Origin of the sequence: Streptosporangium sp. NPDC049046 (assembly GCF_040649155.1) — a bacterium.
Lineage (GTDB): Bacteria > Actinomycetota > Actinomycetes > Streptosporangiales > Streptosporangiaceae > Streptosporangium.
The window spans coordinates 18,411-27,273 of the sequence record NZ_JBEZEZ010000057.1 but is presented as its reverse complement, the minus strand read 5'-3'; the positions used below and the strand labels follow the sequence as shown (position 1 = coordinate 27,273).

Genomic DNA, 8,863 nt, shown 5'->3' with positions numbered 1-8,863 from the left:
AACACCGCCCTCGACGGCATGGGCAACAGCACCGCCGGCTCCACCGTCGCCATGTGGGCCCCCAACAACAGCACCAACAACCAGTGGACCATCACCGCGCTCTGACGTTCCCGGCAATCGAAAGGACACGACGTGAGACGAAGACTCAGCGCCCTGCTCGCGGTCGCCGCGTTACCCATGGTGATCGCGAGCCTGCTCCTCGCGGTCCGGCCCGCCGCGGCCGCGTCGCTCACCCAGGTGACCAACTTCGGCAACAACCCGACGAATACGAGCCTCACGTCCACCCTCACGACCGGGAGCGCGATCAGAGGGGTTGGCTCGGGCAGGTGCCTCGACGTGACCGGCGCCTCGCAGGCCAACGGCACGCCGGTGCAGATCTGGGACTGCAACGGCCAGAACAACCAGCAGTGGACGCCGACCGGTACGAGTGAGCTGCGGGTGTATGACAACAAGTGCCTGGAGGTCTACCAGAGCGCCACCGGCATCGTCACGGTTCAGATCTGGGACTGCAACGGCCAGAACAACCAGAAGTGGCGCCTCAACTCCGACGGCAGCATCACCGCCCTCGGCTCGAACAGGTGCCTGGAGGTACCCGGCAACGCCACGGCCAACGGCACCAGACTCTCCACTCAGTCCTGCAACGGCGGCGCCAACCAGCGTTGGACCCGCACCTGACCTGGTGGCGGACCCGCCCGGCGCGACGGCGCCGGGCGGGTTCCGACGGCGCCGCGCGCCTGCCGTCCGTGTCGCCCGCCCGCGGAAAGTCAGTCGGTCGGCGAGAAGATGCGTTGCTGGATCTCCCTGCGGTAGTCGTCCAGCGTGTTGTCGATGTGCGTCGCCGCGGCCTGGGCCGCCGCCTCGGGGTCACCGGCGCGGATGGCCTGGTAGATGGCGTCGTGCTCCTCGACGGCCTTCGCCGCGTGCCCGCCCACCGAGCCTCGCAGTCCGATGAGGTTGGACTGCGCCTGCAGCCGGCGAGCCTCCCGCACCGCTATCTGGAGGAACATGTTGTGCGAGGCCGTCGCGATGGCGGTGTGGAAGGCGTCGTCGCCCTCGTTGAACAGCTCCTCGCGTCCGGTGTCGAACCCGTAGCGGCACACCCCGGCCCACTTCTCGATGTCTCCCAGCTCCGCCGGGGTGGCGCGGCGGGCGGCCAGCCGGCTGGTCTCCATCTCCTGGGCCCGGCGGAACTCGAACAGCATGTAGATGTGGTCCAGGTCGGTGGGCAGGAAGAAGGACGCCCATCGTCCGGTGCCGAGCATCCCCTCGTCGTCGGCCACGTAGAGGCCGCGCCCTTTCTGGGCGCGTATCCTGCCGAGCGCGGAGAGTATCTTCACCGCCTCGCGCACCACGGTCCGGCTCGTGCCCAGTTGCTGGGCCAGCTCGTTCTCGGTGGGCATTCGATCACCCGGCCGCAGGTGCAGCCTGGTGATCAACTCCAGCACCTGCTCCGCGGCCACCTCGTAGCCCGGCCGGTATGCGCCTTCCACGCGCGGATTATCGATCACGCTACCCGCCCTCTCCCTGCCACCACCTCCTCAAGAGTACGACCAACTGAGGCACGGATCAGCATCAATCCCTCTCAACCTACCTGACATTAAGTGCTACACATCCTGCCCGGGCTCGGATCCACAGCAAGAAGGAAGGAAGGAGTAAGCCCTCTACCTGCACCTATCTTCAAATGAACCCCAACTCTGACAAAGGAACCCCTGTGAGGAGTCAGAAATAAGTGGGCTTAAGGTCTTGACGCGACTCAGCGTGAGGAACGTAATTAGTAGCTAAGTCTCCGGGACGCCTCCTGTCGGAGGGCCCCCCTTTGGCCGGACCACATCTGGAGCGGAGGGGAAGCCACCGGAGACAAGGACGGACATCGCCGTCCATGACGGCAACGCGAACGGTCCCGACCACCTCGGACCAGGGCGCGATTGTTCGGCGACACCTGCAAGAACCGGCCAGGCGTGCTGTTCGGCGCGGGCGAAAACAAAAACGGCGTCGAGCCGCCACACCGGCCGGCTGAAACTCCTCACCCCCCACATGAAGGAGAAGCAAGTGGTCTGCCCACCAAGACATGCCGATATTCGAACCGCAGGGGAGGTCACCTGATGGCGAAGCGGAGATCCCTCTTCGGAGCGATCGCGGTCGCGGCCCTCCTCGTCGTGTCCACGGCACATGCCGCACTGAGCAGCTCCAGCGCCACCGCGTCGTCGTCGGCGGGGGCCCGCGCCCTCGCGCCGACCGCCGGGTGCGGCAAGGCCCCGGGGCTGAACAACGGTACGCAGACGATCCAGAGCGGCGGCAAGACCCGCTCCTTCATCCTGAGACTCCCCGACAACTACAACAACAACACCCCCTACCGGTTGTTCTTCGGATTCCACTGGCGGGGCGGCACCATGAACGACGTCGACTCCGGCGGCACCAGCGGTTACCCGTGGTCCTTCTACGGCATGCGGCAGATGTCGAACAACAACGCGATCTTCGTCGCGCCCCAGGGCATCGGCAACGGCTGGGCCAACTCCGGCAACGAGGACGTGGTCCTCGTCGACGACCTGATCAGGCGGATCGACGCGGCCCTGTGCGTCGACACCTCGCAGCGCTTCGCCATGGGCTTCAGCTACGGCGGCGGTATGAGCTACTCGCTCGCCTGCAGCCGGGCGAACGTCTTCCGCGCGGTCGCGGTCTACGCCGGCGCCCAGCTCAGCGGATGCAGCGACGGCAGCCAGCCCATCGCCTACATGGGACTGCACGGCATCACCGACAACGTCCTCAACATCTCCCAGGGCCGGTCACTGCGTGACAGGTTCGTCAGGAACAACGGCTGCACCCCCCAGAACCCGCCGGAGCCGGGCTCTGGCAGCAGGACGCACATCACCACCACCTACTCGGGCTGCCGCGCGGGCTACCCGGTCGTGTGGGCCGCCTTCGACAACGGTCACATGCCCGGTCCGGTGGACGGGACCTACGCCGAGAGCGGCATCACGACCTGGACCAAGGGCGAGGTGTGGAGGTTCTTCTCGCAGTTCGGCAGCGACCCCAACCCCAACCCGACCCCGACCCCGAACCCGACTCCGACCGCGAACCCGGGAACGCAGACGAGCCCGCTCCGGGGCACGGCCTCGGGCAAGTGCCTCGACGTGACCGGCGCCTCCCAGGCCAACGGCGCCCTCGCGCAGATCTGGGACTGCAACGGCCAGAGCAACCAGCAGTGGACGTCGAACGGCGCGAGTGAGCTGCGGGTCTACGGCAACAAGTGCCTGGACGTGAGCAACCAGAGCACCGCCGACGGCGCCGCGGTGCAGATCTGGGACTGCAACGGCCAGAACAACCAGAAGTGGCGCCTCAACTCCGACGGCAGCATCACCGCCCTCGGCTCGAACAAGTGCCTGGACGTGCCCAACAACGCCACGGCCAACGGCACCAAGCTCGTCATCTGGTCCTGCAACGGCGGAGGCAACCAGCGCTGGACCCGGATCTGATCCTCCTGCCGGACCGTCTCTGAGACACCTTCGGGAATCCCCCGCCGGGAAGAACGACCCTCCCGGCGGGGGATTCCGCCCACGGCGGGGCACCTTCGCGTGCCCGCCGTGGGAGAGCGGCACGCCGACCGCTCTCCCACCACCCCCCCACGTAAGGAAGTGCCGTGTTCGAACTCTCGTACTCCGCGATACGGAGACTGATGCTGGCCGGAGCGGCCGCGATCGGATTGACCGCCGCGGCCGCTCTGGTGGCGCCGGTCTCCCCCGCCCTCGCGGCCACCACGACCCTCTACGCCTCCCCCTCCGGCAGCGGCAGCAGCTGCTCCAGCGCCCAGCCGTGCTCGTTGCCGGCCGCGCAGACCGCGGTGCGGGCGCTCACCGGCGCGATGTCCGGCGACATCGTCGTGGAACTGGCCGACGGGGTGTACCGGCTCTCCGCGCCACTACGGTTCACCGCCGCCGACTCCGGTAACAACGGATACCAGGTGATATGGCGGGCCGCCCCGTCGGCGCGCCCCGTGATCAGCGGCGCGAGGGCGGTCACCGGCTGGTCGCTCGCCGACTCAGGGAAGAACATCTGGCGGGCCAACGTCGGCACCGGGGTCGACAGCCGGCAGCTCTACGTCAACGGTGCCATCGCCACACGCGCGCGTACCACCGTGAACCGGTCGGACTTCACCGCCAACAGCAGCGGCCTCTCCTTCACCAACGGCGCCCTGAGCTATCTGAACAACCTCGCCAACAAGAACCAGGTCGAGATGGAGAGCGTCGGCTCGTTCACCGACCGGTACGTGAGGGTGCAGAACATCACCGGGAACTTCATCACGATGCAGCAGCCCGGCTGGAGCAACAACAACTTCGGATACGACACCTTCACCAGCCCGCACCGGGCGGGTCCGCTCTACCTGGCCAACGCCTACGAGTTCCTCGACTCACCGGGCGAGTGGCACCTCAACCCCGGGACCGGCCAGCTCTCCTACATCCCGCTCGCCGGGCAGAACATGAGCAACGTCAGCGTGGAGCTGCCGACGCTGCAGTCCCTGGTGAACGTCGGGGGCACCTACGACACGCCCGCCCACCACATCTCGTTCACCGGAATCACCTTCACCGGCACGACCTGGATGGGCCCCAGCGGCAACCAGGGCTACGTGGACCAGCAGACCGGCGTCTACATGGCCGGCAACTGGAACTGGCCGGCCTTCTCCTCCTGCCACAACGGCTGCCCGCAGTTCGAGGCCACCCGGCCGAACTGGTACCAGATGCCCGCCGCAGTGCAGGTGTCGGCCGCCAACAACATCACCTTCAGCGACTCGCAGTTCTTCAACCTCGGCCAGACGGCCGTGGGTATCGGCAACGACGCCAACGGCCACACCAGCGGTGTCGGCCTGGGCGCGAGCAACATCACCGTCACCCGGTCCGAGATCGCCCGCACCTCGGCCGGCGGCATCGTGGTCGGCGGCGTGCGCGCCGACGCGCACCACCCCGGCGACCAGCGGATGGTGAACCGGAACATCACCGTCAGCAACAACCGCATCCACGACCTCGGCGTGGAGTACCGGGGCATCGTGTCGGTCCTGACCACCTACGTCAACACCGCCACCGTCTCCAACAACGAGGTCTACAACATGCCGTACACCGGCATGTCGATCGGGTACGGCTGGGGCGCCAACGACGCCGGCGGCAGTGAGCACTACGCCGGTCGCGGCCTGTACAACTACCAGCCGAGGTACACCACGGCCACCACCGCGTCCAACAACCGGCTCACCGGCAACTACGTGCACGACGTCATGCAGCAGATGAACGACGGCGGATGCATCTACACGCTGTCGGCGAACCCGAACGCGGTGATCAGCGACAACTACTGCCTGCGGACCAACGGCTACTTCGGGCTCTACTTCGACGAGGGCTCGCGCTACTACACCGCTCGCAACAACGTCTTCTCCTCCACCGGCACCTGGGCCACCGCCAACTACTGGTACGCCGAGAACATGGGGAACTTCACCGTCACCAACAACTGGTCGACCAACAACAGCACCAACGTGACCAACGGCGACCGGGGCAACGTCGTCAACGGCAACGTCACGGTCACCAACGGCAACTGGCCCTCGGGAGCCCAGGCCGTGATGGCGGCCGCCGGCCCCCAGACGAGCGGTAACCCGCAGCAGAGCGCGCAGATCGTCGGGGCCCAGTCGAACCGCTGCGTCGACGTCACCGGCAACAGCACCGCCAACGGAGCCCAGGCACATCTCTGGGACTGCGGCAGCGCCACCAGCCAGCGTTGGACCCACACCTCGGGCAAGCAGCTGCAGGTGTACGGCAACAAGTGCCTGGACGCCTACGGCCAGGGAACCGCCAACGGCACCCAGGTGGTGATCTGGGACTGCAACGGGCAAGCGAACCAGCAGTGGAACGTCAACGCCAACGGCACCATCACGGGCGTGCAGTCAGGGCTGTGCCTGGACGCGCCCAGCAACGGCACCGCCAACGGCACCAAGCTCAACCTCTGGGCCTGCAACGGCGGCGCCAACCAGCGCTGGAGCCTGCGCAACTGATCCAGCCGTCTCATGTCTTCGCCGGGGCGGCCCACCGCCCCGGCGAAAGCCGTCACCCGCCCCCGGCCGGGGGCGGGGGCGGACGGGCCCCACCCGTCCGGGACGCTCCGGGGGCAGTCGAGGGCACTGCCGCCGGAACGCGGGTCCCCATCCCGCCCACACCACCGAACACGAGGGAAAGCACCACATGAGCACGCCGGGCGACATCGACGACCTCCTGCGGCATCTGGAACGCGAAGGTCTCGTCCTTCATCTCGGCATCGGTGACGCCACCGTGTGGTTCGCCGCCGAGTTCCGCGAGCGCATGATCGCCGAACGGCTCGCGATGCTGCCCGACGAGCCCCTGGTGAGCGTCGCCACGGCCGCCGCGGTGCTCAACGTCCCGCACTCCCACGTCATCGCCGAGGTGCGCGCCGCGACCCTCGCCGGCCACGACAACGGCCGGCAGATCCGGGTGCGGCGCGAGTCCCTGGTACGGCGCGTCACCGCCCTGGGCCTGACCGGGCCGGCTCCTTCCACCGAGTCCTCGGACCTCCCCGGCGACCCCGCGCGAGGGAACGCGTGTCCATAGGCCGGCCCTCAGCGCTCCAGGCGTACGGGATCGCCCGGCCCGCCGCGACGAACGAGCCAGGCTTCGGTGATGTGCGTGAACATCGCCCCGGCGGCGCCGCCGGGGTCGTGGGCGGCGATGTGCTCGTAAATACGGCGATGACCGAGGTTGGACGCCACGCACAGTGCCCGCTGGGGCTGGCCCATGTAGCGGGCGGTGTTGATGACCTGGCTCTCCAGTGCCCGCACCACGCCGCGGGCGATGCGGTTTCCGGACGCCTGCATGATCGTGTCGTGGAAGGCGCGGTCGTGGTCGGCGTAGGTGACATGATCGTCCACGAGCTCGTCCATCCGGTCCACCAGCGCACGCAGCCGATCGATGGTGTCCTGGTCCGCGAGGCGAGCGGCGAGATTCGCCATGTCGGACTCCAGCACGCGCCGCGTGACGACGAGGTCGTCGAGGATCGCCAGGCTCTCGTCCTCGGCGATGGTCGCCGCGAGGACGAGTTCGTCGAGCATGTCCCACATCGTCGGCGAGGTGACTATGGTGCCGCTGCCCTGGCGGACCTGCACCAGCCCCTTCTCCTGAAGGATCTTCACCGCCTCGCGGATGACGGTCCGGCTCACCGAGAAGGTCTCGCAGAGGACCGGCTCGGCGGGCAGCGGTGTGCCGGGCGGGTGCGCTCCGCGAACGATGCGCTCCACCAGCTCCGCCGTGACCGCCCTGGCGAGGTTCGCCGGCCGTCGCACCCACGCCGGAGGGGACGCCAAGCTCAGGGGCGACTCCTGTGATGCCGTCATATCTCCTCCGGTGCCGCGGGCGGCGCCACATTTCAACATCAGTATATGTCACGCATATTGACGTCAGACGTCATACGAATTACGTTTCGCCTCAAACGAAGGCCGGGTGAGCCCGGCCACCCTCTGGAGAGTGAACAGCAATGAAGCAGCGAGCACTCTGGTCGGCCGTCCTGGCCGCGGGGCTGGTCTTGACCGGCTGCGGAAGCGCCACGCGACCCACGTCGTCGCCGAGCGAGTCCGGCAAGGTCACGAAACTCGTGGTCTGGGACTGGAAATCGGGTGAGGCGTCCGCCGCCAACTACATCCAGAAGGCGAAGGACGACTTCGCCAAGAAGCATCCGGACGTCACGGTCGAGTTCGTGGCCCAGCCCTTCGACCAGTACTACACCCTGCTGGGCTCGGCGATCCAGTCCAGCGCGGGGCCTGACGTCATGCTCTTCAACGGAGGCGGCCAGATCCGCGACCGCGTGGACGCGCTCCTTCCGCTCGACCAGTACGTGGCCGAGGACAAGCAGCGCCTGGCGGGCTGGGACGCGTTCAGCGAGGCAGGCAAGATCTACGCCGCGCCGTTGACGTTGCAGGGCCACCCGATCTACTACAACAAGACGCTGTACGAGAAGGCGGGACTCGACCCGGCGAACCCCGCCACCACCTGGGACAAGTTCCTCGACGACTGCGCCACCATCAAGAAGGCGACCGGGGCCAAGTGCTTCGCGCTCGGCAACAAGGAGGGCGCCGGCATCCAGTTCTTCATGTCGGGCCTCGGCTCGGGCATCCTGACAGCACAGGAGTACGACGACTGGATCGCCGGGAAGCGCGTCTGGGACTCCCCCAACGTGAAGAAGATCTTCAAGCTGTGGAAGGACACCGGCGACGCGAAGCTGAACAACGACGGGGCCAACTCGACCGCGATGTTCAACGACGCCTTCACGATCTTCAACTCCGGTAAGGCCGCCCACATCATCGGCCTGATGTCCGACATCGGGCACTGGAAGGACTTCAGCGAGTTCCTGGGGGCCGACAAGCTCGGCGTCATGCCCGCTCCGGTCGTCACCGACGGGGTGACCCCGAGCCTCGCCTACGACGGCGGCATCGGCTACGGCGTCGCGAAGTGGGCGAAGGACCCCAAGCTCGCCGCCGACCTGGTGCGGTCGCTGACCACCACCGACGCTCTCACCTCCTTCTACTCCGACGCCGGCGCGATCGCGTCCGACACCACGATCGACGTCTCGCAGGCCCCCGCGGCCGTCGGCACGCTCGTCTCCCAGCTCAAGGAAGGCAAGCCCGCGCTGCATGTCGCGCTGTCCTCCAAGACCCTGGACCTGATGGGAAGGCTTTCCCAGCAGCTCCTGAGCGGCTCGGCGACCGTCGACGAGGTAGTGGAGCAGCTGGCCGCCTCGGATCGGGCGAGCTGATCTCGTGCCGGTCAGAGATTCTTCACCGTCTGCCCGCCCGGTCGGTTCCGGGCGGGCAGACGGTGCGGGCGGT

General features: G+C 67.6%; 7 protein-coding genes. 5 read left to right on the top strand and 2 right to left on the bottom strand.

Translation table 11 applies throughout. The annotated features are described in order from the left end of the window. The first annotated feature begins 132 nt into the window (after positions 1-132). On the top strand, positions 133-675 hold the full coding sequence (locus AB0B96_RS39645) for an RICIN domain-containing protein (RefSeq protein ID WP_362907309.1): 543 nt from the start codon (positions 133-135) through the stop codon (positions 673-675). An 89-nt stretch (positions 676-764) separates the two neighbouring features. Here the strand turns inward: AB0B96_RS39645 and AB0B96_RS39640 are convergent, their stop codons facing one another. Continuing rightward, positions 765-1,490, bottom strand: coding sequence for a FadR/GntR family transcriptional regulator (locus AB0B96_RS39640; RefSeq protein ID WP_350946299.1), 726 nt, complete (start codon positions 1,488-1,490; stop codon positions 765-767). 612 nt (positions 1,491-2,102) lie between these two features. On the opposite strand from AB0B96_RS39640, the gene AB0B96_RS39635 reads away from it, so the two are divergent. The 3 genes from AB0B96_RS39635 to AB0B96_RS39625 all read left to right on the top strand — a co-directional run bounded on the left by AB0B96_RS39635 (position 2,103) and on the right by AB0B96_RS39625 (position 6,596). Continuing rightward, complete coding sequence (locus tag AB0B96_RS39635; RefSeq protein ID WP_362907306.1) at positions 2,103-3,473, top strand: lectin; 1,371 nt, start codon at positions 2,103-2,105, stop codon at positions 3,471-3,473. Positions 3,474-3,637: 164 nt separating this feature from the next. Beyond that, complete coding sequence (locus AB0B96_RS39630) at positions 3,638-6,025, top strand: ricin-type beta-trefoil lectin domain protein (RefSeq protein ID WP_362907304.1); 2,388 nt, start codon at positions 3,638-3,640, stop codon at positions 6,023-6,025. A 187-nt stretch (positions 6,026-6,212) separates the two neighbouring features. Then, on the top strand, positions 6,213-6,596 hold the full coding sequence (locus AB0B96_RS39625; RefSeq protein ID WP_350946302.1) for a hypothetical protein: 384 nt from the start codon (positions 6,213-6,215) through the stop codon (positions 6,594-6,596). Positions 6,597-6,604: 8 nt separating this feature from the next. Here the strand turns inward: AB0B96_RS39625 and AB0B96_RS39620 are convergent, their stop codons facing one another. Next, positions 6,605-7,375: a FadR/GntR family transcriptional regulator gene (locus AB0B96_RS39620; RefSeq protein WP_362907302.1), complete on the bottom strand. Its 771-nt coding sequence runs from the start codon at positions 7,373-7,375 to the stop codon at positions 6,605-6,607. A gap of 140 nt (positions 7,376-7,515) precedes the next feature. Between AB0B96_RS39620 and AB0B96_RS39615 the strand changes: the two genes are divergently transcribed. Continuing rightward, positions 7,516-8,790, top strand: a complete 1,275-nt coding sequence (locus AB0B96_RS39615; protein ID WP_362907300.1) for an extracellular solute-binding protein — start codon at positions 7,516-7,518, stop codon at positions 8,788-8,790. Positions 8,791-8,863 lie beyond the last annotated feature (73 nt).

What these genes read in the sequence shown, in the direction of transcription:
- AB0B96_RS39635 (WP_362907306.1), top strand. Translation starts at nt 2,103, where the DNA reads ATGGCGAAGCGGAGATCCCTCTTCGGAGCGATCGCGGTCGCGGCCCTC.
- AB0B96_RS39625 (WP_350946302.1), top strand. Translation starts at nt 6,213, where the DNA reads ATGAGCACGCCGGGCGACATCGACGACCTCCTGCGGCATCTGGAACGC.
- AB0B96_RS39620 (WP_362907302.1), bottom strand. Translation starts at nt 7,375, where the DNA reads ATGACGGCATCACAGGAGTCGCCCCTGAGCTTGGCGTCCCCTCCGGCG.
- AB0B96_RS39615 (WP_362907300.1), top strand. Translation starts at nt 7,516, where the DNA reads ATGAAGCAGCGAGCACTCTGGTCGGCCGTCCTGGCCGCGGGGCTGGTC.